The 24,624-nt window shown below is 62.3% G+C and carries 17 protein-coding genes and 1 rRNA gene; 13 read left to right on the top strand and 5 right to left on the bottom strand.

What is annotated here, in order from left to right; all coding sequences use genetic code 11:
• Window positions 1-103 (top strand): 5S ribosomal RNA (gene rrf / locus RUGAMON1_RS31825); the annotation flags it as partial.
• Window positions 104-152: 49 nt separating this feature from the next.
• On the opposite strand, the gene RUGAMON1_RS31820 is transcribed toward rrf, so the two are convergent.
• Genes RUGAMON1_RS31820 through RUGAMON1_RS31810 form a run of 3 tightly spaced genes read right to left on the bottom strand, consistent with a single transcriptional unit; the run spans window position 153 to window position 4,220 of the window.
• Window positions 153-1,433, bottom strand: a complete 1,281-nt coding sequence (locus RUGAMON1_RS31820) for a GMC family oxidoreductase N-terminal domain-containing protein (protein ID WP_445234278.1) — start codon at window positions 1,431-1,433, stop codon at window positions 153-155.
• 1 nt (window position 1,434) lies between these two features.
• On the bottom strand, window positions 1,435-3,519 hold the full coding sequence (locus tag RUGAMON1_RS31815) for a sensor histidine kinase (RefSeq protein ID WP_445234279.1): 2,085 nt from the start codon (window positions 3,517-3,519) through the stop codon (window positions 1,435-1,437).
• Window positions 3,520-3,521: 2 nt separating this feature from the next.
• On the bottom strand, window positions 3,522-4,220 hold the full coding sequence (locus RUGAMON1_RS31810) for a response regulator transcription factor (RefSeq protein ID WP_445234277.1): 699 nt from the start codon (window positions 4,218-4,220) through the stop codon (window positions 3,522-3,524).
• Between the two features lie 195 nt (window positions 4,221-4,415).
• On the opposite strand from RUGAMON1_RS31810, the gene RUGAMON1_RS31805 reads away from it, so the two are divergent.
• From RUGAMON1_RS31805 to RUGAMON1_RS31785, 5 genes are all read left to right on the top strand, one after another.
• Window positions 4,416-5,654, top strand: coding sequence for a prohibitin family protein (locus RUGAMON1_RS31805; RefSeq protein WP_445234276.1), 1,239 nt, complete (start codon window positions 4,416-4,418; stop codon window positions 5,652-5,654).
• Window positions 5,655-5,656: 2 nt separating this feature from the next.
• Window positions 5,657-7,081 carry a hypothetical protein gene (locus tag RUGAMON1_RS31800; RefSeq protein WP_445234275.1) on the top strand — a complete coding sequence of 475 codons (1,425 nt, stop codon included), beginning with the start codon at window positions 5,657-5,659 and terminating at the stop codon, window positions 7,079-7,081.
• Between the two features lie 123 nt (window positions 7,082-7,204).
• On the top strand, window positions 7,205-7,681 hold the full coding sequence (pedF, locus tag RUGAMON1_RS31795; protein WP_445234274.1) for a cytochrome c-550 PedF: 477 nt from the start codon (window positions 7,205-7,207) through the stop codon (window positions 7,679-7,681).
• Between the two features lie 14 nt (window positions 7,682-7,695).
• Window positions 7,696-8,526 carry a substrate-binding periplasmic protein gene (locus tag RUGAMON1_RS31790; RefSeq protein ID WP_445234273.1) on the top strand — a complete coding sequence of 277 codons (831 nt, stop codon included), beginning with the start codon at window positions 7,696-7,698 and terminating at the stop codon, window positions 8,524-8,526.
• The gene (locus tag RUGAMON1_RS31785) at window positions 8,523-10,736 is read left to right on the top strand and encodes a TonB-dependent receptor (RefSeq protein WP_445234272.1); all 2,214 of its coding nucleotides are present in this window, start codon (window positions 8,523-8,525) and stop codon (window positions 10,734-10,736) included. The genes RUGAMON1_RS31790 and RUGAMON1_RS31785 overlap by 4 nt, the downstream gene beginning before the upstream one ends.
• Here the strand turns inward: RUGAMON1_RS31785 and RUGAMON1_RS31780 are convergent.
• A complete protein-coding gene (locus tag RUGAMON1_RS31780; protein ID WP_445234271.1) occupies window positions 10,733-12,847 on the bottom strand; it encodes a TonB-dependent receptor family protein in 2,115 nt (704 codons plus the stop codon). The two genes, RUGAMON1_RS31785 and RUGAMON1_RS31780, sit on opposite strands and share 4 nt — an antisense overlap.
• A gap of 117 nt (window positions 12,848-12,964) precedes the next feature.
• Between RUGAMON1_RS31780 and RUGAMON1_RS31775 the strand changes: the two genes are divergently transcribed.
• From RUGAMON1_RS31775 to RUGAMON1_RS31745, 7 genes are all read left to right on the top strand, one after another.
• Window positions 12,965-13,906: a beta-propeller fold lactonase family protein gene (locus tag RUGAMON1_RS31775; RefSeq protein ID WP_445234270.1), complete on the top strand. Its 942-nt coding sequence runs from the start codon at window positions 12,965-12,967 to the stop codon at window positions 13,904-13,906.
• 201 nt (window positions 13,907-14,107) lie between these two features.
• On the top strand, window positions 14,108-15,628 hold the full coding sequence (adh, locus tag RUGAMON1_RS31770; RefSeq protein ID WP_445234269.1) for an aldehyde dehydrogenase: 1,521 nt from the start codon (window positions 14,108-14,110) through the stop codon (window positions 15,626-15,628).
• Between the two features lie 2 nt (window positions 15,629-15,630).
• Window positions 15,631-16,002, top strand: coding sequence for a DUF779 domain-containing protein (locus RUGAMON1_RS31765; protein ID WP_445234268.1), 372 nt, complete (start codon window positions 15,631-15,633; stop codon window positions 16,000-16,002).
• A gap of 44 nt (window positions 16,003-16,046) precedes the next feature.
• The gene (locus RUGAMON1_RS31760) at window positions 16,047-17,789 is read left to right on the top strand and encodes a PQQ-dependent methanol/ethanol family dehydrogenase (protein ID WP_445234267.1); all 1,743 of its coding nucleotides are present in this window, start codon (window positions 16,047-16,049) and stop codon (window positions 17,787-17,789) included.
• 206 nt (window positions 17,790-17,995) lie between these two features.
• Window positions 17,996-19,150 (top strand): porin, encoded by a 1,155-nt coding sequence (locus RUGAMON1_RS31755; RefSeq protein ID WP_445234266.1) that lies wholly within the window; start codon window positions 17,996-17,998, stop codon window positions 19,148-19,150.
• Window positions 19,150-21,258: a 4Fe-4S binding protein gene (locus RUGAMON1_RS31750; RefSeq protein ID WP_445234265.1), complete on the top strand. Its 2,109-nt coding sequence runs from the start codon at window positions 19,150-19,152 to the stop codon at window positions 21,256-21,258. The genes RUGAMON1_RS31755 and RUGAMON1_RS31750 overlap by 1 nt, the downstream gene beginning before the upstream one ends.
• Window positions 21,255-22,235, top strand: coding sequence for an FAD:protein FMN transferase (locus tag RUGAMON1_RS31745; RefSeq protein ID WP_445234264.1), 981 nt, complete (start codon window positions 21,255-21,257; stop codon window positions 22,233-22,235). Before RUGAMON1_RS31750 ends, RUGAMON1_RS31745 begins: the two co-directional genes overlap by 4 nt.
• Window positions 22,236-22,254: 19 nt before the next feature.
• On the opposite strand, the gene RUGAMON1_RS31740 is transcribed toward RUGAMON1_RS31745, so the two are convergent.
• Window positions 22,255-24,204 carry a sigma-54-dependent Fis family transcriptional regulator gene (locus tag RUGAMON1_RS31740; RefSeq protein ID WP_445234263.1) on the bottom strand — a complete coding sequence of 650 codons (1,950 nt, stop codon included), beginning with the start codon at window positions 24,202-24,204 and terminating at the stop codon, window positions 22,255-22,257.
• Window positions 24,205-24,624 lie beyond the last annotated feature (420 nt).

The raw sequence follows: 24,624 nt of genomic DNA, 5'->3' as shown, positions 1-24,624 counted from the left end.
ATAGCAAGTTGGTCCCACCCCTTCCCATCCCGAACAGGACCGTGAAACAACTCTGCGCCGATGATAGTGCTGCAACCAGTGTGAAAGTAGGTTATCGTCAGGCTAGTTATAAGAAGAAGCCCGCTCAGTGAACTGAGCGGGCTTTTTTGCGTCTAAAGATATTGTCCCAAACGCTTGCCCAGGCATAGCAAGGTCAGAGTCGGCGGCAGTCCCCACGGTTGTGGAATCACCGACGCATCGCAGACATAGAGATTGGCGGTGCTGGTTCGCAGCGTACTGTCCACGCCTATTCCTATGCGCACGCTGCCGCCTGGATGCGCAGCGAAATGCCAGCTTTTGAATATTTTCCTGGCGCCGGCCGCACGCAATATGCCGCGCGCCATATCCACACCGGCCGCCAGCTTGCGCCGGTCGGCTGGCGTCAGCGTTTTGTCGACCCATCGCGGGCCGATGCCGCCACCGATGTCGTCGCGTATCTTGACCATCAATGTCAGCGTTTTCGCGTGCGCCATCAGTCGGTCCAGACGTCCGACCTGTGCGGCAAAGGCCTGGTACATCGGCTTCGGCAGCGTCATATCCGCCAATGCAATGCCTTCTTGATGCAAGTACAGGCCGGACGCCATCGGCACTTCGGCGCCGCCGTCGATATCGTCCACCTGGCCCATGACGGCAATCACCGGATCGCTGAAGAACGGACTGCTGGCTGGATGCAGACCCGAGCGATGCAGCAGCCGTGGCGTTCCGATGCCGCCAGCCGCCAAGATCACATTTTCCGCAAACGCCAGCTGCACAACGCCATCTCGACGGAAGCGCACGCCGGTAGCGCGGCCGTTTTCAACGATGACCTCTCCGACTTTAGCCTGGTCGATCAACGTCGCGCCGAGCTGCCGCGCCTCGTCCAGAAAATCGCGCGCGGTCCACTTGGCGCCGAACGGGCAGCCATACACGCAACGCCAGCAACCGGTGCGGCAAATCTGGGGCCGTATCATCTTGTCTAGTTTGCGCCATGCCAGCTGTTGCGTTTCGGCGCCCAGTTGGATGCGACGAGCCATAGGTCCGATCAGATCATCAGGCAAAGGCCCCATCGGCAACTCGGCGCGCAACGATTCCAGTACCGGAGCAAGATCGATGTCGTGCGCTGCAAACATCGCCAGTGGCGGCGGCGCGGCGGTGGCGAAGTTGATGGTCGATGTGCCGCCGGCGGCGATGCCGCTCACCAGCAGTGACGCATCGCGATGGATAAACGCTCCTTTGCCCGGTACTGCGGCAATGCCGGCCATTTGCGACAGCGTTCCTTGCAGTGGCGCTGCGCTGCCTTGCTCCAGCACCAGAACGCGTAACTGCCGGCGCGCCAATTCGCGTGCGACGCTGGCGCCGCCTGGCCCGCTGCCGACGATGATGGCGTCATACTTCTGCGATGTCGATGATGTCATGTCAGCCACTGCGCTGTAGATTGAGTATGAAGGATACGCCATCGGATTGATTTTGCGCGACGATCGTGCCGCCCATCTTGGCCATGTACGTGCGCGCTACAAACAAGCCCTGGCCACGATTGCCATTAGCCCCCGACTCCGGCTGGTCTGACACGCCGTATTCAAAAATCTTGGCGATCATGTCGGGCGCTATCTGCGGTCCGCGATTATGGATGGTGATGGTCGCGCCGGTGTCGCTGCCTTCCAGGGCGATGCTGATCGCGCTGCCCTGCACGCGATAACGTTCGGCGTTGCGCAGCACGTGGGTGACGACGTCTTCCAGCGAGTACTCATCGGCCCTCGCGATCAACGCTTCGGCAGCTCCCTGGAACACCACGTCATGAATGCCGATACACGACGCATTCTCGGCGACGTTCTGCAGGAAGGCCGTCAAATCAACCTCCGTGACCTGAAGTTCGGAAGACTGAAACGCTTCGCTTGGCGATGCACGGCCATACAGCACGCGGATCGCCTGCTGCATGCGGATAATGTAGCGATGGCTCTCATCCTCCGGGCCGCCGTGCAAGACCATCAACGACTGCAAAGGCGACATGATCTCGTGGCCAACCGCATGCCACATGTCGCGCTCCTGTTCTGCGCGGATGTTCTCGCGCTCGACATCTTCCCGTACCCGGCGCAGCAGATCGTGCAGACCAGTCGCCAGCACGCCCAGTTCATCCTCGCCGCGCAGGTCGGCCAGGTCGGCTTCGGAAAACCCGCGCGCGGCCTTGACGCGTTCACCCACATCATCGGCGCGCTTGATCAGCACCTTGATGCGGCGGATGATACCGATCTCGATCACCAGCCACGCCAGCATCAGCGCCGCCAGCATTGCGCCGACAAACCACACCAACCGGCTGGCCACGACGCTCAGGCTTTTGCTGACGCTGCGGACATCGCCTTTGAGCAGCACCTCATAACTACCGGCCGGCGTGGCGATGACTTCCTTTGCCTCCAGCGGCACGTCGTAGGCATCCACCGGCAGATGACGGATCAGCGTAGTCACGAAATGCCAGGATTGGTCTTCAGGATCGATCGCACCGACCAACAGCGGCAGGGCGGCGGCGGGCGATGCGCCATCCGTCAGGCGACGGATTTGCAGACTCTCGCCCGGCAGCAGCATGGACTTCAAGTCCGCCAGCGAGAATGGCGGCGTGCTTGGACCGGTGGCGCTATCAAGTAGTGGAGGGCCATCGCCCGGCGGCAGCACCGCGATGCGGACATCGATCCGGTCCAGGTCTTCGGGCGGCCAGACGGGCCGGCGTTTTTCGAACAGCGCATCCTGCAGCACGCCGACCGGCAATCGCAGCGAGAAGAAAGCGCTGCGCGTGCACGCGGGGTCCTCATCGGCGGCGTTCGGGTTAGTGCAACGCGGGTTCTGCCAGATCCAGCCGCGGAAGTCCTTCACCGCCGGGGCCTTCGCCCGCGCCACATCGGCTGCGGCGAATCCGGTCAAACGTCCGCGCATACCGCCGAATCGGCGTCCCGGCGTTTGCGGTTCGGTGCTTTCCTCGAACGGGGCGATCCATTCATACGTCTGGCCGCGCAGGCTGACCTTGACCCTGACGCGGTGGGCCTGATCCACCACCTGGTCGCCGCGCGTATGCGGGACCAGTTGCGCGCCGTCGAATGTGCCGGCGACATAAATGAATCCTCCGGCCCAGGGATTGTTGCCGATGCCGACGCACAGGGAGCCGTTGTTGCCGTACTGCGCCAGGCAGCCGGACATGGCCACCGCTTGCTGTACTTTCTGCAGGTCGTCGAAATCGAGCGCGGCAAACGGCAGCAGCAGCGGATGCAGCACCGCGCCGTTGGCTGCCGGCTGTGGATTCAGCAGTGCCAGCTGCCCGGTAGGATGGCGCAGCGTGGCCGCCACCTGCACCCGCGTCTTGTGGAAGCTGCCTTGATAGTTCTTGTAGCTGAGCTGTTTTTCCTGTTGGAGCACCGACAACGCCAGGCCCACCGTCGCCGCCATCAGGAACACGAAGGCCGCGCGCAGCAGCAGCCGCAGGCGATACGGGACGAGGCTGAGCCGGCGCCAGTTCACGGTCAACGGCTTTCCGTATCGGCCCAGCGGAAGCCGCGCATGGGGATGTTCTCAATGCAGGCGAAACTGGGATCGATCTCGCGGAAGGCGTCACGGATGGTGCTGACATGCTTGCGGATGTTGTCGCGATTGCGGCCGCTCTTCACCACCTCGAACAGCTCATCATAGGACACCACCTGGCCGCGCCGCGCACACAGCGCCGCCAGGATGCGCTGCGCCGTCAGCGGCAGGTTGATGCGGTGGCCGCGCCAGGTCGGTGTGCGCTGGCGCAGCGGATCCATGCTCAGCTCATCGCTGGCGGCGGCGGACGCCGGCTCCGGCTTATCCTTCACCGAGCGCAGGATCTCCAGGAAGGTGTCGATGAAGTCGGCTTCTTCGAAAGTGGCTTTCTGCAGATAGTCCCATGCGTCCAACGCTTTCATGATGCTGCGGTAAATGGTGGCCGGCATGGCCGACACCACCAGCACCGGCGTGGCGTGCCGCTTGTTGATGGCGTTGATGATGGCGACACCCGCATGCCGCTCGCGTCCCAGTTCGATGTCGAGCACGACCAGGTCGTAGCGCTCGCGCGCGATGGCCGCCTCGGCGTCGTCGCGGCTGAACCATTGGTCGACCACGATGCCGGGCCGCGCCGATTCTATCCACGCCCGCAGCTGATTGCTGGTCGGCAGATCGTCCTCGATGACGGCGACTTTGGCCATGCTGTACTCCACTGACTGTCAATGCAGCGAGTATCCACGCTTTTCCGGAAAAAGTCACAAATCGGCTGTGAGGATTTCTTCACGCGGCCGGTGCATAGCCGGACGGCGTCCGCGTTGATACTTCCGCCACATCCGGCGCACCATGCAGTTCAGGGATAGGCCCTGAACTTAAACAACCAGCAGAAGGTGAATATCATGGCAGAACGGATCAAACGGATGGTGCAGGCGGTGCGCGCGACCTTGAGCGGCGGCGCCGGCGCTGTGGTGAACGGCATGCGCCGCAACGGCGCGATGCTGGTGGCGTTGGGTCTGGCCGGCGCCGCCGTCTACGGCCTGGTCACGCATCCGCCGATGGCCAAAGTGGCGAACGGCAGCCTGGGTATTCGCATTAACCAGCTGACCGGTTCCGCCATCACCGTGCGTGATGGTGCGGTGTTCATGGTGCCCGGTGTGCATGTGCTGCGCCAGGTGTCGCTGCGCGACCAGGTGTACCGCCCGGCCGGCAACGACAATGCGCCGTTCCAGTCCGTCGAGGGTCTGGCGCTGGGCGTGGACATGTCGGTGCGCTACGCGTTGGATGTGAACCGTGTGGCTGCCATGGCGCAGTCGCTGCCGCCGGATATCAATGGCTCCATCGTCGAGCCGGCGGTGCAGGGCGTGATTTACAAGGTGTTCACCCGTTACACAGTGCGCGAGATCTTCTCGACCAAGCGCGCCGAGATCCAGCAGGCGATCGAGGCGGAGCTCAAGCCCAAGCTGGCGGCTGACGGCATCACGCTGCGTGGCATCACCATCGGCAAGATCACGCTGCCGGAAGAGTATCAGGCCGGTATGGAAAAGCTGCTGGCCGAAGAACTGGAAACGGAGAAGATGCGCTACACGCTGGAGCTGAAGGAGAAGCAGGTCAAGCAGACCGCGCTTGAAGCCGATGCGGACAAGATCCGCCGCGAAAAGGCTGCCGAAGCGGCCGGTAACGAACAGATCATCGCGGCCAGGGCGCAGGAGCAGGCGATGGCGCATGTGCTGCCGTTCAAGCAGAAGCAGATCGAGCAACGCAAGCTGGAAGCCGAGGCCGAGAAAATGGCGCGCATCAAAACCTCGGAGGGTAATGCGCAAGCGCGCGTCATCGAAGCCGCCGGCGAAGCGGATTCGCGCCGCAAACTGGCGGACGCGGAAGCCTATCGCCAGGAGCTGGTCGGCAAGGTGGCCGCAGCGCAGATGGAGCGCGAGGGTGAGCTGATTACCCGCAATCCGCTGCTGATCCAGAAGACGATGGCGGACAAATTGTCGGACAAGGTGTCGGTCATCATCGCGCCGTCGCCGACGGATGGCGGGTTTATCGGCTCGGCGCTGTTGGGCAGCCAGCATGGCAAGCAGCCGCGCTTGGCGACGGTCAGCGCTGAAGCCGCGGACAACGCCAAGGAAGGACAATAATCATGTCGATGATTGCAGCCGCCGCCGTGTTGGCGATCGTAACGCAGGACCAGGCCGCGTTGCGCGCCGCACCCAAGGACTCCGCGCAGCAGCAGGCCGTCCTGTGGCAGGGCGACAGCCTGGAAATACGCGGCGAGAAGCAGGACTTCCTGCAAGTCTACGACTACCGCCGCGAGCGTGGAGGTTACATACGCACTTCGCAGGTGCGCAGGGTTTCGCTGGCGCCGGCCGACGCGCCGGAGCTGTTGTCGGTGGTGCGCTTCCTGCGCGATACGCCGGGCGCGGAGTCGCTGGGAATTAGCTATGCAGCAGCCTACTTGAAGGCAGCGCCGGCATCTGCGATTACAGCGGAGCCGTTCGACGCGCTGGGTACGATGGCCGAGCGGCTGGCGCGGCGTGCCTCTTCAAAACAGAGCAAGCAAGGCGATATCACGATCGCAGCGCATCTGGAAGCCGTAGCCCACTACGGCGTTGGTATCCGCAGCTTTGAGCGCGAAGGACGCATGCAGCTGTGCTACGACGGCGAAGCCTTCAGGCGCGTGCTGGCAATGCTGTCGGAGCCGCGGCAGCGCGCGACGGCGGTGTTGGGACTGACGCGGCAGGAGTGTGTGGACCCGACGCTACGGCCCGGCGCGCGCGTGGCGCTGGACGACTGGCGTGCCGAGATACTGGACCGTGTCGACATGAAGGACCTGCCGCCGCATGTACGCAATCGCGTCCACATGCGGCGCGCGTCGGTGTGGTCGTCGGTGGCGTTTGCGCGGGCGCGCAAGGGCGAGCAGGCATCGCCGTCCGCCCAGCGTGCACTGGATGAATTGGGAATGGTGGAACCGGCGGAGCTGACCGAGGACGATGCCGCCGCCTTTGCCGAAGCGGGAGTGCGCGCGGGCAGTGTGCGCTGGGCGGCGGAAGGCGTTGCGCTGCTTTCGCCGGCGCCGCAGGGCGGCGGCTTGCGTGTGCTGGCGACGGCCGGGCAGCCTGGAGAAACCTGTGTCACGCTGGTCGACGCCAAACACGATCAACAGCATGCACTGGCACGCCGTTGCAGCTACGGCGTCGTTTGGTCGGCGTCGGCACGGGTCAATACGCCGGGCACGGCGCTGTCGCTGGCAGTGCAACCGATGGATGGCTGGCGCGAGATGTGGGTGTTCCACCAGACCAGCGAGGGTTGGCTGGTGGATGTGTTGCCGCCGGCTGCCGCAGATCCCGATATCGGCTATGCCGAATTTGCCGGCTGGGTGCCTGGCTCGCCGAACATGCTGGTGGTGCGGGAAGCCCGTGTGGAAGGCAAGTTCAAACGCAGTTTTGAACTGGTGGAGATCAACACCCTGGCGACGCTGAAGACCGCCGACAAGCCGTCGTCGCTCAGTATGTTCTATCGCTGGCAGGACCCTGCCTGGAAACGCCAGACTGTCAGCTTGCGTTGAACATCGGCGGTGTGACAGCTGTGCCAAATTGGAGCAGGTGTGCGATGGGTCAAGGCGGAAAATGCGTGGCATGGCATTTGCTCAATGGCTGTATATCACCCATTAAAACAGCCAGGAGACATCATGCACCATCCATTCCGCATTCTCGCCGCCGTAACCGTAATCGCCGCCGCAGCGACGACATCCCTTTATGCCACCGCCCACGGCAACGTCGTGCCACAGGCAGTGGACACCACCGGCCTGACGCCGCTCGGCGAAAAATGGCTGGACCAGAATCCTTATCGCGGCAACAAGCTTGCATTAAAAATCGGCTCGTCCGCCTACAACCAGAACTGCGCCCGCTGCCACGGTCTGGAAGCGGTCACCGGCGGCATCGCCCCTGATCTGCGCCAGCTTGATCGCGATTGCACCGACGTCAAGAACGAGACCAAGAAGAAGGCCTGCTACAAGGAGACTGATAACTACTTCCTGACTTCGATCCGGCACGGCAAGGTGCGTAACGGCGCCGTCTACATGCCACCGTTTGAGGGAGTGTTTAACCAGGAAGCCATGTGGGCCATCAAGACCTACCTCGAAGTCCGTCGCGACGCCGCCAACTGATCGGGGAGCTGACCATGTTGAATTTTCGTTTGCGCGTAAGCGCGTTGATTGCATCCGCCGCCGCGCTGCTGGGCACCGCGTCGCTCGCGCATGCGGACTGGGAAAAGATCCGTTCATCCGGTTCGCTCAAGGTGGCGGTGTATGAGCAGTTTGCGCCATTCTCGGAGCGGGGCGCAGGCATCGATGTGGATGTGGCGCAGGCGCTGGCCACCAAGCTAGGCCTGAAACTGAGCCTGCTTCCTTTTCCCGCCGGCGAAAACCTCGGGGACGATCTGCGCAACATGGTCTGGAAGGGGCACTACCTGGGCTACGGTCCGGCGGACATTTTACTGCACGTGCCGGTGGAACCCCAACTGATGAACGAGAACGGCAAGGTCACCATCTTCGCGCCCTACCATGTCGAGACGGTGCGGCTGGTACGCAGTGTGCGCAGCATGCCGGCTTTCGATGGCATCGACGCGCTGAGCGGCAAGACCATCGGCGTCGAGAAGGTCTCCATCGCGGCGATGGTGCTGCTGGGCGAAGGCAACGGACGCTTCCGCGACAAGGTGAGGATTTTCGACACCGCCGCGCAGGCACTGGAACAGCTCAAGGCGGGCCAGCTCGATGCCGTGCTGGCCAACCGCTCGGAGATCGATGCGGTGTTCCGGGACGATCCCGCCTTTCCGCTGAACGAAGTGGCGTTCCAGCGCCTGCCGCGCGCAGGATGGGCTGTGGGCATGGCGGTGCGCAAGGACGACCGGGATATGGCGCGTTTGCTCCAGGCGGCCGTCAATGAAATGAAAGCCACCGGCGAACTACAAGCCATCTTCGCCCGGTACGGTGTGCACGAGCAGACGCCGTGAAGCGCGGCTATGCGGCGGCGGGCGGCATGCTGCTGGCGTGCGGTGCGGCGGCCGCCGACGGCGTCGTTGCAGTGTATCCGGCTACCGCGATGCTGTCGGTGGATATCGTCGGCGTTGCGCCTTTGCCCGGACTGGGCGTGGACCGCAATCAGCTGCCCTACCAGGTGCAAACGGCGAACGCGGTCGCGGCGGGTGCCGCTGCCGGCCAAAACCTCAGCGAGTTCATGGCGCGCAACCTGACCGGCGTGAATGTCAACGAGGTATCCGGGAGCCCGTTCCAGAACGACATCACCTATCGCGGCTTTCGCGCCTCGCCGGTGCTGGGAACGTCGCAGGGCATTTCCGTCTACCTTGACGGGGTGCGCGTGAACGAACCATTCGGCGATGTGGTCAACTGGGACATGCTGCCCGAGGCGGCGATCGGCAACGTGATGCTTGCGCCGGGATCGAATCCGTTGTACGGCCTTAACACGCTGGGCGGCGCGCTGGTATTGAACACCAAGTCCGGGAAAACCCATCCGGGCGCCGATCTTGGCGTATCGGCCACCAGCAATAGCCAACGTCGCGCCGACCTGGCCTATGGCTATGACAGCGGCGAACGCTGGAACGTTTTCATCGCAGGTACAGCCTTCAGCGACAAAGGCTGGCGCGATAATTCGGATGGGCGATTGGCCAATGCCTACGTCAAGTTAGCCGGCGTCACCGGCGACAACGAATGGAGCGTCGCGCTGCTGGCCGGACATAGTCGTCTGGTGGGTAATGGCCTGCTGCCCGATGACTTGTATGAACAAGACCGCCGCGCCGTCTACACGTCACCCGACGAGACGCGCAACCGCCTGCGCCAAATCGTTTTCAGCATGACGCATCGTTTTGACGATTTTACGGAACTGAGCACCGCCGTGTATGCGCGTAATAGCCGTCGCAGCACCGTCAACGGCGACATCAACGACGCTTATGCCGAAGGCGAGAGTCCACAACCGGCTGTCTACAACACGACCGAGACGCGTCAGCGCAGCCAGGGATTCAGCGCCAATTTCAGCAAGGAGCGGGGGCGGCATCAACTATCGGCGGGACTGGCGTTCGACCGCGCCAGCGTGGGCTTTGAACAGTATGGGCAGGTGGCCGGCTTTGCCTCGGACCGTTCGATCGTGCTGGACACGAACTCGGAGCGCGAGGCCGGATCATCGGTGAGCGGTAACGCACGGGCGACGGCGCTGTATGCAGCCGATACCTGGGCCGTGCAGACAAATACCTGGCTGACCATGTCCGCTCGCTACAGCCTCGCCAAGGTAGGCAACCAGCTGCGCCGCGACGATCAGCCGCAGCCTGCCGAGGCATTCAGCTATCGCACGCTCAATCCCGCCATTGGCGTGGCGCACCGCTTGAGCGGCGGCTGGACGCTCTTTGCCAATCTGTCGCAGAGCAACCGGGTGCCGACCGTGATCGAATTAGGTTGCGCCGATCCCGAGCAGCCATGCCGCCTGCCGGTCGGGCTGCAATCGGACCCTTACCTGAAACAGGTCGTATCCCGCACGGCTGAAGCAGGCGCGCGCTGGAAGGGCGAACGTGGCACGGCGGCGGTGTCGCTGTATCGCACGGTCAATCGCGACGATATTCTGTTTCGCAGCGCCGGCATCGCGCAACAAGGCTACTTCGCCAATTTCGACCGCACGCGCCATCAAGGCGCGGACCTGAGCGCAGCCTACCGGTTCGGCGACTGGTCGGCACGCTTGAACTACAGCTATCTGGACGCTGTCTATGATGTGGAAGGCGATCTATTCACTGGTACGCGCAATGTCCATGTGATGCCGGGCACTCGCTTGGCGGGACTGCCACGCAATACGCTGAAACTGGATTTGGACTGGAGCGCGGCGCGGCACCTGTCCGTCGGTGTCGACCTGACGGCTTTGTCCGACATGGCTGCTCAGGGAAACGAGGACGGCAAGGCTGCACCGCCATCTGCTGACTGGCGCGTTCGCGGCTACTCCTTGGTGGGCCTGCATGCCAGCTACCGTCCGGATACGAAATGGGAATGGCATGTTCGCGTGAATAATGCGTTCAATCGCCGCTATGAGAGCTACGGTGCGGTGGCGGTCGACATGTTCCCTCATGGCGCCTTGGTGCAGCAGGGCGCAGACGCTGCGCAATCTCGTTTCGTTGCACCCGGCGCGCCACGTTCGGTGGCGGCCGGACTGCACTACCGCTTTTAGAACTGGTACTGGGCGCTGGCGCCAATGAGCCAGTTGCGCCCAGGCGCCGCTTCGTAATAGCGTTTGTTGGTATCGCCAACGATCAGCGAACCGACATATTGCTTGTCCAGCAGGTTATTCAAGCGCACGAACTGTTTGAGACGCCAGCCGCGCCACTGCTGGCTGGCGTTGACGCGTGCATTGAGTACGCCATAGCCCGGCGCCGCCTTGTCGGCATTGGCGTCCTCCGCATAGATATTGCTGCTGGCGACAGCTTCCAGCGCCGCGCCGAAGCGGTTGTCACTGTCCTTCCACGCCAGCTCGCCGTAGGCATTGGCATTCGGGACGCCCGGCATCCGGCTGCCTTCCGCGACCGCGCCGAAGCCGCGATCGTAGACGGCGCGCAAACTGGTCAATGCCGCGCGCGCGCTCAGGCCATGGCTCCACGCGGTGTCGAACGACAGTTCCATCCCCTGGCGTAGCGTGCTGCCGGCATTGCGATAGCTGGTGCGGCCGCCGGAGCTGCTGTCGACCACCAGTTCGTCGCGCGTGCGGACCTGGAATATGGCGGCGTTGATGTGCGTGGAGTCGCCCAGCCGCGACTTGATACCGGTTTCAAGGTGGGTACTCCGGGACGGCTGCAGACGGAAGTTGAAGCCCGCGCCGGTGCCGGAGTAAAACAGTTCATTGAGTGTCGGCGTTTCGAAGCCGCGCGCGGCGCTGGCGTACACGTTCAGTGCCGGCGAAAGACGATACAGCAGGCCAAGCACCGGCGTGGTGTGGCTGTATTCGAGGCTGCCGCTGTCGTTGCCGTTGCTGAGGAAGCGGTCATCCACTGCGATTTTCACGCTGCTGTGACGCAGGCCTGCGCTCAGAATCCATGCGTCCGACTGCCATTCCGTTTGCGCATACGGATCGAGACTGGTGACCTTGTCGTTCTCGTCGCGGCGCAATGCTCCCTTCACGCCGAATTGGGCGCCGATAAAATTCTCGTAGCCCCGGCGGGTGTCGCTGGATCGGCCATATTCCAATCCGATGGTGGTACTGAGTTTGCCTCCCGCCAGCTCGCCCACGTGCAGCCAGTTCAGGTCCGCGCCGTGGAAGTCGCGGTCGAAATCGACCACGCCGCCGGAATGCGTGGCCGGCGCCTGGAAGGCCTTGGAAAACGCCTGGTACTGGATCACGTCGCGATTGCCGCCGTAGGCTGTCACGCGCAGGCGGTCGTCGCCGAAGTGCTGATCCCAGCTGGCCCCGATCTGCTGGTGGTCGATGCTCTTGCGGGTGTTGTAGCGGTCGGCCAGGGTGCGTCTAGGGTTCAGGGTATCGGTGGTGTCGATCTCGCCGGCGCGCGGGTTGCGCTGGTAGGTGGCCCAGGTTGTGCCCAGTGCGTCCTGGGTATCGTCCTGGCGCAGCGCGTTGGCGACGACGGTCAGGCTGGCGCCGGCCGTTGGCGCCAGCGTCAGCTTGGCGAAAGCCTGGTCGCGGGTGGCTGCGCTGTGGGCGCGGTAGCCGTCGGTTTCGAAGCGCGAAGCATCGAGCACATATCCGATGCCAGCCTGTTTTCCCTGCACATTCAGATCGGCTTTGCGGTTGCCGTAGCTGCCGGCGGTCAGCGTGGTCTCCACCGATGGCGGGCCTTCGCCGTCGCGCGTGAATATCTGGATCACGCCGCCGGAGTGGTTGCCGTAGATGGCGGAGAATGGGCCGCGCAGCACTTCGATGCGCTCGGCCATATCGAGGTTGAAGGTGGCGGCCTGGCCCTGGCCGTCCGGCATGCTGGCCGGGATGCCGTCTGCGACCAGGTGCACGCCACGCACGCCGAAGGCCGAGCGGGCGCCGAATCCGCGTGAGGAGATCTGCAGATCCTGCGCGTAATTCTGGCGGTTCTGCGCCACCAGGCCCGGGACGGCGGCCAGCGCTTCGCTGGCGTTCACACGGGCCTGGCTGTCGCGGATGCGGTCAGCGTCGATCACATCGACGGCGGCCAGCATATCGAACACGGTGTGTCCGACGCGGGTGGCGCTGACCACCACCACCTCCGCCGGCGGCGCGGCGTCGCCGGCCGCAATGGCTGCACCGCTCAGGGCGAACAGCGCCGCCACCGCGTTCAATGGAAAAAGGGCTTGCTTCATATTGTCTCCGTTTTGGTCTGGGTTATGCAGGACCAGTAAGCAATATACCTGCCATCCCGATCTTGCGGTGGCACGCCGATTGCAACGGTATTGGCATTTCCCTGAAAGGCGATATCCATGAATAGCTCTCGCATCCTGTTTTTCCTGGTCTTTTTGCTGTGCGGCCCGGCGATGGCCACCCCCTTTGCCTATGTACCGAACGAGAAGTCGGGCAGCATCAGCGTGATCGATACATCCACCGACGCCGTGGTGCGCGAGATCGCCGCCGGCAAACGGCCGCGCGGCATCGCCGCAGATCCAAGCGGTGCGCGTTTGTTCGTGACCGACGCCGCAAGCAATGCCTTGCTCGTTATCGATACCGCCAGCGGCGCCACGCTGCGCCGCATCACGCTGGGCAAATCGCCCGAAGGCGTGAACGGATCCGCGGATGGCCGTTATGTGGCGGTGGCGATCGAGGAGAGCAATAGTGTCACCCTGATCGACGGGGGCTCGGGGCAGGTGCTGGCGGATATCGCAGTGAAAGGGAAGAACCCAGAGCACGCGGTTTTCAGCCCGGACGGCCGCTGGCTGCTGGTCAGCGCAGAGGAGGCCGAGCAAGTCGATGTGATCGACGTTGCCACGCGACGCCAGATCGGCGCGGTGGCCGTGGGCCTGCGGCCGCGCGGTATGGGCTTCAGTCCCGATGGCGCCCGCGCCTATATCGCTTGCGAACTGGCTGGCGCAGTGTACGTGGTCGATATGGCGACGCTGGCCACGACGGCGCGAATACCGGCCGGGAAGAACGCCAACGGCATTGCCGTCCATCCCGGTGGCCGGCAGGTCTACGTGTCGAACGGTGCCGATGCCAACGTGATGGTGATCGATACCGCCACCAACGCCGTCAGCGCCACCATTGCAGTTGGCAAGCGACCCTGGAACATGGCGCTGACGCCGGACGGCGCCAAGCTGTATGTGGCCAACGGCCGCTCGAACAGCGTATCCGTGATCGACACCGCTGCGGCGGCCAAGCGGGCCGATATCGCCGTGGGCGAATTGCCATGGGGCGTGGTGATTCGCTGAAGAGCTGCTCCATTGGCAAACACCTGTTCCAAACCTGAACAGGTGTTACAGCCCAAGTACGGCTTCGCAGCGCCGTTTTCCCCTGTATTCCAGCGCCGCACCGGCGAAAACGAGCTGGCACGGTGCTTGCGGAAAGGAGAGGGCGCAGTACCCACCGCCGCGTTAAGCGGCCTCATAAAACCACAGCAGAAAGAGGACGACATGAATCTCGCAGACATCAGCAAATTGGGCGTTGCCAATCCATTCAAACAACGCTACGACAACTACATCGGCGGAAAATTCGTCGCCCCGGTCAAGGGCGAATACTTCGGTAACATCACGCCGATTACCGGCCAGGTATTCTGCGAAGTGGCCCGCTCCACCGCCGAGGACGTCGAACTGGCGCTGGACGCCGCCCACGCCGCCAAGGACGCCTGGGGCAAGACCTCGCAGACCGAGCGCGCCAATATCCTGAACAAGATCGCCGACCGCATGGAGGCCAACCTGGCGCTGATCGCCACCGCGGAAACCATCGACAACGGCAAGCCTATCCGCGAGACCACCGCTGCCGACATCCCGCTGGCAATCGACCATTTCCGCTACTTCGCCGGCTGCATCCGCGCGCAGGAAGGCTCGGTCGCGCAGATCGACTCCGAAACCTACGCCTATCACTTCCATGAGCCGCTGGGCGTGGTCGGCCAGATCATCCCGTGGAACTTCCCTATCCTGATGGCGGTGTGGAAGCTGGCGCCGGCGCTGGCCGCAGGTAACTGCGTGGTGCTCAAGCCCGCCGAGCAGACCCCCGCCTCCATCATGGTCCTGCTGGAAGTGATCGGCGACCTGCTGCCGCCTGGCGTGCTGAATGTGGTCAACGGCTACGGCCTGGAAGCGGGCAAGCCGCTGGCATCAAACAAGCGCATCGCCAAGATCGCCTTCACCGGCGAGACGGGCACCGGCCGTCTGATCATGCAGTACGCGGCGCAGAACCTGATTCCCGTGACGCTGGAGCTGGGCGGCAAATCGCCGAACATCTTCTTCGAAGACGTGATGGATGCCGACGACGCATTCTTCGACAAGTGCCTGGAAGGCTTTGCGATGTTCGCGCTGAACCAGGGCGAGGTATGCACTTGCCCGTCGCGCGTATTGATCCAGGAATCGATCTACGAAAAATTCATCGAACGTGCGCTGGCACGCGTGGCGGCGATCAAGCAGGGCAATCCGCTCGACGCTAGCACCATGCTGGGTGCGCAGTCGTCGCACGAGCAGTTGGAGAAAATCCTGTCGTATATCGATATCGGCAAGCAGGAGGGGGCCGAGTTGCTGGCCGGCGGCGAACGCCATATGCAGGGCGGCGACATGAAGGAAGGCTACTACGTGACTCCAACCGTCTTCAAGGGCCACAACAAAATGCGCATCTTCCAGGAAGAGATCTTCGGACCTGTGGTGTCGGTAACCACCTTCAAGGACGAAGCGGAAGCGCTGAGCATTGCCAACGACACCATGTACGGCTTGGGTGCCGGCCTGTGGACGCGCGACGGATCGCGCGCCTTCCGCGTCGGCCGCGCGATCCAGGCTGGCCGCGTCTGGACCAATTGCTACCACCTGTATCCAGCGCATGCGGCGTTCGGAGGCTATAAGCAGTCTGGCATCGGTCGCGAGAACCACAAGATGATGCTGGACCACTACCAGCAGACCAAGAACCTGCTGGTCAGCTACAGCCCGAACGCATTGGGCTTCTTCTAACCATGGACCACATCATCGCCCGCGTTACGGCTACTCCGGCGGCGCTCGAGCTGATCGCGGCCCTGCGCAGCCGTCACGGGCCGCTGATGTTCTTTCAATCCGGCGGCTGCTGCGACGGCAGCACGCCGATGTGCTACCCCGCCGGGGAGTTTTCCATCAGCGACACCGATGTCTATCTCGGCAACCTGGACGGGACGCCGTTCTATATGGGCAGCGAGCAGTTCGAGTACTGGGAACACACCCAGCTGATCATCGACGTGGTCGACGGGAACGGCGGCATGTTCTCGCTCGATAACGGCACGGGTAGACGTTTCCTGACCCGTTCGCGCCTGTTCAGCGACGAAGAGCTGGCGGCCTTGAAACCGCCGGCATAGCAGTACACCGTAGTAAATCAGAACCATAATAACTGGAGAAGATTGTGCAGAAAAAAGTCATCGCAACGCTGGCCGGGATTTCCTTCCTGACGCTGGCACAGGCGGCCGACGTCACGTCGGCCATGCTGAAGAACGCGGCATCCAGCACCGACAGCGTACTGTCGTTCGGCATCGGCTCGGAGGGCCAGCGCTATTCGCCGCTGACCCAGGTGAACACCAAGACCGTGGCCAAGCTGGTGCCGGCATGGTCGTTCTCGTTCGGGGGCGAGAAGCAGCGCGGCCAGGAATCGCAGCCGTTGATCTACAAGGGCAAGATGTTCGTCACAGCGTCCTACTCGCGCATTTTCGCGGTGGACATGAAGACTGGCGCCAAGCTGTGGAAGTATGAGCACCGTCTGCCCGATGGCATCATGCCATGCTGCGACGTGGTCAACCGCGGTGCGGCCTTGTTCGGCAACCTGGTCATCTTCGGCACGCTCGATGCGCAGCTAGTGGCGCTGGACCAGGATACCGGCAAAGTCGTCTGGAAGGAAAAGGTCGACGACTATGCAGCCGGCTATTCGATGACGGCGGCGCCCTTGATCGCCGACGGCGTGCTGCTGACCGGCGTGTCCGGCGGCGAGTTCGGCATCGTCGGCCGAGTGGAAGCGCGCAATCCGCTGACCGGCGAATTGCTGTGGACCCGTCCGACCGTCGAAGGCCATATGGGTTACCGCTACGACAAGGACGGCAAGGCCATCGAGAACGGCATCTCGGGTACGCTCAACAAGAGCTGGCCGGGCGACCTGTGGAAGACCGGCGGCGCATCGACCTGGATGGGCGGCACCTACGACTCCAAGACTGGCCTGGCCTACTTCGGCACCGGCAATCCGGCGCCGTGGAACAGCCACCTGCGTCCCGGCGACAATCTGTATTCCTCGTCGACGGTGGCGCTGGATGTGAAGACAGGCCAGATCAAGTGGGCTTACCAGAACACGCCCAACGATTCGTGGGACTTCGACGGCGCCAATGAATTCGTCACCTTCGACATGGACGGCAAACGTTACGGCGGCAAGGCCGACCGCAACGGCTTCTTCTATGTGATCGACGCGAACAACGGCAAGCTGCAAAACGCCTTCCCGTTTGTGAAGAAGATCACCTGGGCTTCGAGCATCGACATCAAGACCGGCCGTCCCAACTTCATCGCCGCCAATCGCCCAGGCGATCCGACCAAGGGCGAGGAAGGCAAGAAGGGCAGTACTGTGTTCTCGGCGCCGGCCTTCCTGGGCGCGAAGAACCAGATGCCGATGGCCTACAGCCAGCAGACCGGTTTGTTCTACGTACCCGCCAACGAGTGGGGCATGGATATCTGGAATGAGCCGATCAGCTACAAGAAGGGCGGCGCCTACCTGGGCGCGGGCTTTACCATTCGTCCGCTGTTCGACGACTATATCGGCGCGCTGCGCGCGGTCGATCCCAAGTCCGGCAAGATCGTCTGGGAGGTCAAGAACAATGCGCCGCTGTGGGGCGGCGTGATGACGACGGCCGGCGGCCTGGTGTTCTATGGCACGCCGGAAGGCTACCTGAAGGCGCTGGACGCGAAGAGCGGCAAGGAGCTGTGGAAGTTCCAGACCGGTTCCGGCGTGGTCGCGCCTCCGGTCACCTGGCAGGATGGCGATACGCAGTATGTCGCCGTGGTTTCTGGCTGGGGCGGTGCGGTGCCTTTGTGGGGCGGCGAAGTGGCGAAGAAAGTCAACTTCCTTGAGCAGGGTGGCTCGGTGTGGGTCTTCAAACTGTCGACCAAGTAAATATCTCTTGTAGTTTTTTCGGGCGGCTTTGGCCGCCCTTTTTTTTCGGTCAAATTATGAACAGTGCGACGGAACGCATGATCACATTTTGAACAAGACCTTTTTCCATAAGGCCTGCTTCGCCCAGTGACACAGCGCGGGCATGCAAATTGCGATATGAGAGTTACATCGCCCGATGTGTGCAAACAATACTGGAGACTAGAAAAATGAAAACAATAATGATGATCGGTGCACTGGCCGTCGCTGGAACTCAAGGCGCGCAGGCTGTCGACTTCAAGGCTGGGGAATGGAATGTTTCGTTGGGTGGCATCGTCAACGCCTATTACACTCAGGTGTCCTGCAATGGCGACGCTGTGGGTGGGCTGGCGCTGGGCGGCAAGGGACTAGGCTGTGGTGGCGAAAACAATCGCACCACGATCGGCAATGGCCTGCTGCCGAATGGCCTGGTCACGTCGGCTTCATCGAAGCAAGGCGATTATGACGTCAAGGCGCTGATCGGAATGTACAACGCCACCGCCACCGACAGCGCCATCGCCGCCAATAGCGGCATCGATGTGCGCCAGGCTTACTTCACTTTCGGGAACGCGCAGATGGGCATCATCAAGCTCGGACGCGACAACGGCATCTTCGGCGCTGGCGCCATCTTTTCCGACATGACGCTGATCGGCGCAGGTGCACCGGTGCAGGCGACGCAGCGCGGCCGCGTCACGCTCGGCCACATCGGCGCCGGCTACAGCTATGTGGGCTACTACGGCCAGATCGCCTACAGCGCGCCGAAATCGGCGTCCGGCATAGGCTTCGATGCGGCGCTGGTCAGCCCTGTCGCCGATACGCCGATCGTCGCGGCACCGGTGTATTCATCGAAATCGAGCCCGCAGATACAAGCGCAATTGAGTTATGCGGCCGACGGCTTCAAAGGTTGGCTCGGCGTCAAGTCGCAGAAGTTCAGCGCTACCGCGCCGGGCGTGAAGGATTTCACCATGAGCGGTGTGGAGATAGGCGCTTCGTACCAGGCCGGCCCGCTGGGCGTTCTGGCCAACTTCCAGGGCGGTAAGGGACTGGGCATTTTGTCCGACGCCGACCAGGGCGATACCAAGTCCAAGGCCTACTTCATGCAAGCCACTTATAAGCCAGCCGACAAGATCAAGGTCGGTCTGAGCTACGGTATCAGCCGTAACTACGATAACACCGCAGGCACCGGCGGCCTGAAATCCAACGCCAACCTGACCTGTGGCCTGTACTACTCGATGACCAGCGCGATCACGCTGGTCGGCGAGATCGGCCAGACCCGCTCCAAAGGTTTCGCCGGCGGCGAAGGCAAGATGAACGGCGCTTCGTTGGGCGGCATTATCTTCTTCTGATGAAGGCGACGCTGACTTGCATTTTGTGCCTGCTGGCTGGCGTGCTGGCGCTGGTGCTCGGCGCCACGCCGACGCAGGCCGGCGTGCTCACGCGGGCCGAAATGGTTCGCCGTTTCCCCGCGCCGTTGATGGTGGGGGAACGCGACGCCGAGCTGCCGGTGTGGCCGTTGTTTAAGCAGAACGCCACGGCGACTGAATTGGTGGGCTATGTGTTCGAGTCGATCGACCTGGCGCCGATACCGGGCTTCGCAGGTGTGCCGCTCAACCTGATGGTGGCGATCGATCCCAAGGGCAGCTTCATCGGCGTGGAAGTGCTGTCGCATCATGAACCGGTGTTCCTGGATGGACTGGGCGAGGCGCCGCTCTATCAGTTCGTCAAGCAGTACAAGGATCTGTCGCTCAAACAGAACATCAGCATCGAGACGGGAGGGTACCGTGTGCGCCATCCCGATGCGGCGCATGCTTATATTGATGGCGTATCCAAGGCCACTGCGTCGGTACGCATCATCAACCAGAGCGTGCTGGCGGCGGCGCTCAAGGTCTCGCGCAAGAAGCTGGGCTTTGCCGCCGGTCGCGATCCCGACCAGATCGCGCGGGTGCGCCGGGATGTGTTCGAGCCGCTGGATTTGAAGCAGATGATGGCGAACGGACTGGTTCAGCATCTGCGTGTGAGCAATCGCGAAGTCGAACAGCTGTTCGCCGGCAGCGCAGGCGCCGGGCTTGACCCGCAGGCACGGCCGGACGACAGCTTCATCGACTTGTACCTGGCCTGTGTTTCCGTTCCGTCGATAGGCCGGAACCTGTTGACGGCGGCCGGTTGGCGCAAGCTGCAAGGCCGGCTGGAGGAGGGCGACCATGCGTTGATTGTAATGTCCTCGGGACGCTACAGTGTGACGGGTGACGACTTTGTACGCGGCAGCGTGCCCGATCGCATCCTGCTGCGGCAGGACAAATTGCCCTTCGATATGCGTGACCTGGATCTCGATGTGAAACTGGCTTTGCCGCTGCCTGTGGATAGCGTGACCATCTTGCGGGTGATCGGTCAGGCCGGACTGGACCCGGCATCGCTGATGGATTTTTCGCTGCCGATCACGCGCAGCAAAGGCATCGTCTATCCGGAGCGTATTACGCGGGAGTTGAACCTGCGTTACAGGCTGCCGGAGCGCCTGCTGATTGTGGCCGATGACAACAGCAAATCCTGGCCTGGTATCTGGAGCCAGCGGCGCTGGGAATTGGCGACGCTGGCTGCCGGGCTGGTGGTGCTGAGCGCCGCGCTGTTGATGCAGAAGCGGCTGGCGGCCAATGGAGCGCGCTTCAACTGGTTTCGTCGCGCCTACCTTGTCTTTACTGTCGGCTTTATCGGCTGCTACGCGCAGGGACAGCTTTCGATAGTTAATGTCACGGGGGTTATCCAGGCACTGAAAGCACGGCGCAGCCTGGAGTTTCTGCTATTCGATCCGATGACGGTCGCACTGTGGGGCTTCGTGCTGGTGTCGTTGCTGGTGTGGGGCCGCGGCACGTTCTGCGGCTGGCTGTGCCCCTTCGGCGCGTTGCAGGAGTTGACGGGGAAACTGGCGCAGTGGCTGCGCGTGCCGCAACTGCAAATCAGGCACAAGACCGATGCGCGACTCAAGTACGCCAAGTATGTGGTGTTGGCCGTGATCGTTGCGAGCACCTTCTTTTCCAGCGAGATCACGGACAGGCTGGTGGAACTGGAGCCGTTCAAGACTGCGATCACCCTTGGCTTCGTGCGTAGCTGGCCATACGTGGCCTATGCAGCTGGGCTGTTGCTCGCCAGCGGTTTTGTCTACAAGTTCTTTTGTCGCTATCTATGTCCTTTCGGCGCCTCGTTGGCGCTGCTGGGCAGGTTCCGCTTGCTCAACTGGATACCTCGACTTAAAGAGTGTGGCACACCATGCCAGACCTGCCGTCATCGCTGCGACTATCAGGCGATTTCGCCTTCCGGCGCGGTGGCTTACGACGAGTGCTTCCAGTGCATGGATTGCGTCGTGATCTATGAGAGTGAGGAGAAGTGCGCGGTACGCATCATGGAGGTCAAACGCCATCGCTCCATACCGATTGAGCCCGCAGCAAGGAGTCGCATATGAAGAGACGTACCTTTATCGCCAGCGCCGTCGGGGCGATAGGCGGCATATCGGCTTGCGCATGGCCCGGGGGTGACAGGCTGCACAGCGGCGCCGCGCTGGCCTTCGGCACGACGATCTCGATCTCCGTGGTGCATGACGATGCAGAACTTGCGCAGCGCGCGATAGCAGATGGGTTGATGGCCGCGCGGGCCGTCGATCGCCTGATGAGCATCTACAATCCAGCCAGCCAGGTGTACCAGCTAAATCGCGACGGCATGCTGGCCCGGCCAGATGCCCGTCTGCTGGAAGTGCTGAAGCAGGCGGCACAACTATCGCAGATGAGCGACGGCTCCTTCGACGTGACTGTGCAGCCTTTGTGGCGGCTGTATTCGGATTTTGCGGCGCGCGGGGGCCTGCCGTCCGAAGCGGAACGCCGTCGTGCGCAGGCGCTGGTCGGCTGGCGCCAGTTGGAGATCGGCGAGGCCCTGATTCGATTCCGCCGGCCGGATATGGCGCTCACGCTAAACGGCCTGGCGCAAGGCTACGCGGCCGACCAGGCACTGGCTGCGGTTCAGGCGCATGGGATACGCCACGCGTTGCTCGACACCGGAGAGTTTATTGCGCGTGGCCGAAAGTCCCGGCGCCATCCCTGGATACTTGGCGTGCGTGATCCGCGCGATGCCGGCGCTTTGGCTGCCACTTTGTATGCGCAGGGGTGTAGCGTTGCCACCTCCGGCGATTACGAATGCACCTTCACGCCGGATTACAGGCATCACCATATCTTCGACCCGACCGTCGGCGATTCGCCGGACGAATTGGCGAGCGTCACGGTGCTGGCGCCAAATGCGCTGCTGGCGGACGGTTTGTCGACCGCGTTCATGGTGATGGGATGGGAGCGGGCCAGCGCGCTTGCGGCGCAACTGCCCGCTGTCGATCTGATGGCGATCGACAAGCAAGGGCATGAGAAGCGATCCGCCGGCTTTCCAGCGGACGCCTAAGGATGCGATGCGCGACCGTCTATTTCAGATTCGGCACTTTGCGGTAGATGGTGTTGCGCGACACGCCCAGCGCGCGCGCGGTCGCCGATACGTTGCCGCCATGCGCCTCCAGCGATTTGAGGATGACCGATTGCTCCATCTCCTCAAGATTGGCGCCGCTGGCGACGATGCGGGCAGTGCTGGTGTCGTTGCTCGCAACCGGGGATTGTTCAATATCGTCGAGGAAGTCGTCAGGCATGTGTCGCAGGCAGATTTCGTGTTCGTCGCCGGCCATCACGATCGCGGTGCGCAGCAGATTGGTCAGCTGGCGGAAGTTGCCGGGCCAGCGATGGCGACGGAACAGGCGCAGGATTTCGTCGGACACGTGATAGCGGCCGTTGTTCGACTCGGTGGCCAGGATCTTCTTAACCACGGTTTCGAGATCGGTGCGTTCGCGCAGCGGCGGCAGTTTGACCACCAGTCCGTTGAGGCGATAGTAAAGGTCTTCGCGGAACAGACCCTTGGCCATGCGATCGCGCAGATTGTGATTGGTCGCGCAAATCAGGTCCACGTTCACGGGGATGGACTTGTCGCTGCCTAGCGGTGTGACCATACGTTCTTGCAGCACCCGCAGCAGGCGCGCTTGCAGGCTGAATGGCATGTCACCGATTTCGTCGAGGAACAGCGTGCCGCCGTTCGCTTGCAGAATTTTTCCGGTCGCGCCTTTCTTGCGGGCGCCGGTAAAAGCACCGTCTTCATAGCCAAAGAGTTCGGACTCGATCAGCGTCTCGGGAATCGAGGCGCAGTTCACTGCGACGAATGGGCTCATCCCACGCGGCGAATCATTGTGGATCGCCTGTGCCAGCAGTTCCTTGCCGGTGCCCGTTTCGCCCATGATCATGATGGGAATATCGCGTCCTAGTACGCGGGTGACTTTTTCGATCACCAGTTCCAGTTGTTGGTCGCCGGTACGCAGATAGCGCAGGCCGGAAAGGCGGCGCGCGTTGGCCGCCGCCTGGTTGGCCGCAACGGCGGCATTGGCCGGCGGCGCCCGTTCAGCTGTGAGCGATTGCTGGAAGATGCTATTGGAGAGCCGCAGCTGCGCGCGTCCATATACGCGCACGCCGCTGTGCATGCACAGGTTTAGCAGACCAGGCGACGCCGTCGCATAGTGATCGTACAGGGCGGATACCGGCAGGCCAAACAGGGAGCTGAAGGTATGCGACTGCAGCGCGGCGAAAGGTAGGCCCAGCTGGAACAAGCCGTTGCGGTTGGCGGCCAGGAAGCGTCCACCGGGGCTGAACGAGGCGATACCCTCCATCAGCGTGCCGATAAACTCCGGCCGCGCGTGGAAGTGCAGGGTGATCGCTTCTTCGAAGGTTGCGGAGAACAGCTGGTTCTCGATCATCAGCGCGGACATGCGTACCAGCGCCATGGTGTGTTTATGATAGCTGCGCTGGTCGCCGGAGACATCGAGCACGCCCACCACATTGCCCAGGTGGTCGGAGATCGGTGCGGCCGAGCAGGTGAGGAAGTGGTTGGCTGACAGGTAGTGCTGGTCGGCGTGGACCAGCGCCGGGGTGCGTTCCGCGATGGCGGTGCCGATGGCATTGGTACCTCGGCTCTGCTCCGACCATGCGACGCCAGGCTGCAAGGCGACGCGGCTGGCTTTTTCCAGGAAGTCGTCATCGCCCAGCGAGTGGACGATCACGCCCTTGGCGTCCGTAAGGATCACCATATTGTGGGTGTTGACGATTTGCTGGTACAGCGTTTCCATCGCCGGGATGGCGTGGGCGTGCAGCAGGCGGTTCTGTTCTATAAGTAGAGACAGGTCATTGCGCGCCAGTGGGCTGTAATCGGGCGGGGACTCTGGGCATAGTCCATATTCTTGCGACCGTTGATGGGAAGTCTCGATAATCAACGGCATATTGTCTGCCCATGCCTTGCTTGCAGGTGGGGTGTTCAGATCTGGAGCATTCTGGTGTTCCATATGGTTCTCTATGTCTCCGGCGGCCGTTGGCGGCTCTGCTTTACCTGCAAAGGTGTTCCATAATGTAGCACCTGTGCAGAATGTGAGCAAAAGCTATGCATTAAGCTGTTGCTATCCAGGTTATAAGCAAGCGGGGTGCCAGCGTCAAATAAACCTTGGCAGTTCGATCAGGTCTTTGCTATAGTTCGCCTCCCCGCAAAACGCAGCATGTAAATGTGTAGTGAGCGAGGAAAAGAAGGGGTTGACGAGATGGATGAAACACTTCATAATCTTGCCTCTTCGCTGATGAACACAACGCTTCCTCAGCAAGCAGTACCGAATAAGTTCTTTAAAAATTTACAGTCGATAAGTGTGGACGTTTGATGAAAGTGCACACGTTGCTTAGGCAGCGTGAAACTTAAAATATCAAATGTTCACAAG

The sequence above is a fragment of the Duganella rhizosphaerae genome, from assembly GCF_040364205.1.
GTDB classification, from domain to species: Bacteria; Pseudomonadota; Gammaproteobacteria; order Burkholderiales; family Burkholderiaceae_D; genus Rugamonas; species Rugamonas rhizosphaerae.
This window is presented reverse-complemented; position numbering and strand designations above follow the sequence as displayed.

Bases quoted from the DNA above. Each gene is read 5' to 3' on its own strand.
- RUGAMON1_RS31820 (WP_445234278.1), bottom strand. From the start codon at position 1,433: ATGACATCATCGACATCGCAGAAGTATGACGCCATCATCGTCGGCAGC.
- RUGAMON1_RS31810 (WP_445234277.1), bottom strand. From the start codon at position 4,220: ATGGCCAAAGTCGCCGTCATCGAGGACGATCTGCCGACCAGCAATCAG.
- RUGAMON1_RS31805 (WP_445234276.1), top strand. From the start codon at position 4,416: ATGGCAGAACGGATCAAACGGATGGTGCAGGCGGTGCGCGCGACCTTG.
- RUGAMON1_RS31800 (WP_445234275.1), top strand. From the start codon at position 5,657: ATGTCGATGATTGCAGCCGCCGCCGTGTTGGCGATCGTAACGCAGGAC.
- pedF (WP_445234274.1), top strand. From the start codon at position 7,205: ATGCACCATCCATTCCGCATTCTCGCCGCCGTAACCGTAATCGCCGCC.
- RUGAMON1_RS31790 (WP_445234273.1), top strand. From the start codon at position 7,696: ATGTTGAATTTTCGTTTGCGCGTAAGCGCGTTGATTGCATCCGCCGCC.
- RUGAMON1_RS31780 (WP_445234271.1), bottom strand. From the start codon at position 12,847: ATGAAGCAAGCCCTTTTTCCATTGAACGCGGTGGCGGCGCTGTTCGCC.
- RUGAMON1_RS31775 (WP_445234270.1), top strand. From the start codon at position 12,965: ATGAATAGCTCTCGCATCCTGTTTTTCCTGGTCTTTTTGCTGTGCGGC.
- adh (WP_445234269.1), top strand. From the start codon at position 14,108: ATGAATCTCGCAGACATCAGCAAATTGGGCGTTGCCAATCCATTCAAA.
- RUGAMON1_RS31765 (WP_445234268.1), top strand. From the start codon at position 15,631: ATGGACCACATCATCGCCCGCGTTACGGCTACTCCGGCGGCGCTCGAG.
- RUGAMON1_RS31755 (WP_445234266.1), top strand. From the start codon at position 17,996: ATGAAAACAATAATGATGATCGGTGCACTGGCCGTCGCTGGAACTCAA.
- RUGAMON1_RS31750 (WP_445234265.1), top strand. From the start codon at position 19,150: ATGAAGGCGACGCTGACTTGCATTTTGTGCCTGCTGGCTGGCGTGCTG.
- RUGAMON1_RS31745 (WP_445234264.1), top strand. From the start codon at position 21,255: ATGAAGAGACGTACCTTTATCGCCAGCGCCGTCGGGGCGATAGGCGGC.
- RUGAMON1_RS31740 (WP_445234263.1), bottom strand. From the start codon at position 24,204: ATGGAACACCAGAATGCTCCAGATCTGAACACCCCACCTGCAAGCAAG.